We start from the raw sequence: 1,221 nt of genomic DNA on the forward strand, positions 1-1,221 counted from the left end.
TTGATTGCTTTTAGTGTGTTTTTTTAAAAATTAATATATAATCTATAAATTATATATTAATTCAAAGGCACAAAAATGGGAGTAAAAAAGTTATTGGGGATATTTCTTATAAGCGTTTTAGCTATCCAACTCCACACACAACCCACAAAAAATAACAAATCCAAGTCAATAAAACATCAAACATCAGTTTTGGGTTTAACTTTAGGTAAGACAACCATTGATGAGATGTTAAAAACACCGCCATTTAATAAATGTCATTTTGCAGTCGAGGAAGTGCCATTAGTAGCAATAAAAGGATTTATTAGGCACTATTTTAATCATTTTATCATTGGAGGTGTATATTATGAGCTATGAGACAGAATATTTTATTCGATTAGCACACGAACACGCAGACATTGCGGTCAAAGTGGGAGGTTTTGGGATTATTTTGGCTGTGATTGTTGGCTTTATCGTGCTTAGAAAATGGATGTTTTTAGCATTAGGTATTGCTTTGTTGCTATGGAGTGCAATTTATTATCCCGAAGTATCTACAGGGATTAGTTTTGCGATAATATTCCTTATCGGCTTTGGCTATATCCTCGCATTTGTGATTGGCTCTATATTAGCAACCACATATAATTTTGAAAAACATCGCCAACACTATGCAGGCACATTTAAATATCAAAAAAGCTGTATTTCTTGGTTCCAAAGTATATTTTACTTCATTATATTTTGTGCGGTTATTGGAATTATCATAGTTATAGTTGCTTCAAACTGGGGATATGAAGAGGCAATTAAAGATGTTTTGCTTATACCTTGTCTCATCGTGGGTGCTTTGATAGTGTTTGTAATGTGTATCGCTGAATTGATCGATGTTGTTAAATATATATTCATAAAAGACTATCCTTATGCCAGTAAAACCGCTAAAGTATCTAAAAAACTTTGGGACAAAACCAAGATTTTAAAAAAATATAATTTTAAGCAAAATGATAGCAATCCAGACAAATTTAACCCAGACAATTTCAAAGAAAACGACAATCAAAGTCGAGACAAATTTGATCGTTTTATTTATCGTGGTGATTGATTTGTAAATCTTTTTCCCCGCCCTTTTTTTCACTCCCAAAGCACACTACACTACGCCTAAAAACTGCGATTAACGCAGATTAGGATAAATAATGAAAACCTATGAAACTTATCTCGAATATTCAAGCTCGCTTGAATATGAGATGGTAGCTTTAGGAG

At 32.6% G+C, this 1,221-nt stretch carries 2 protein-coding genes; both read left to right on the forward strand.

The window, feature by feature from the left end; all coding sequences use genetic code 11:
• Window positions 1-75 precede the first annotated feature (75 nt).
• Window positions 76-354 carry a hypothetical protein gene (locus BJI48_RS09215; RefSeq protein ID WP_095334275.1) on the forward strand — a complete coding sequence of 93 codons (279 nt, stop codon included), beginning with the start codon at window positions 76-78 and terminating at the stop codon, window positions 352-354.
• Window positions 344-1,063, forward strand: a complete 720-nt coding sequence (locus BJI48_RS09220; RefSeq protein WP_095334277.1) for a hypothetical protein — start codon at window positions 344-346, stop codon at window positions 1,061-1,063. The genes BJI48_RS09215 and BJI48_RS09220 overlap by 11 nt, the downstream gene beginning before the upstream one ends.
• The last annotated feature ends 158 nt before the right edge of the window (window positions 1,064-1,221 follow it).

The sequence above is a fragment of the Helicobacter sp. 11S02596-1 genome (assembly GCF_002272825.1).
GTDB lineage: Bacteria > Campylobacterota > Campylobacteria > Campylobacterales > Helicobacteraceae > Helicobacter_J.

Coding starts and splice junctions, on each gene's coding strand:
- BJI48_RS09220 (WP_095334277.1), top strand. CDS start 344: ATGAGCTATGAGACAGAATATTTTATTCGATTAGCACACGAACACGCA.
- BJI48_RS09215 (WP_095334275.1), top strand. CDS start 76: ATGGGAGTAAAAAAGTTATTGGGGATATTTCTTATAAGCGTTTTAGCT.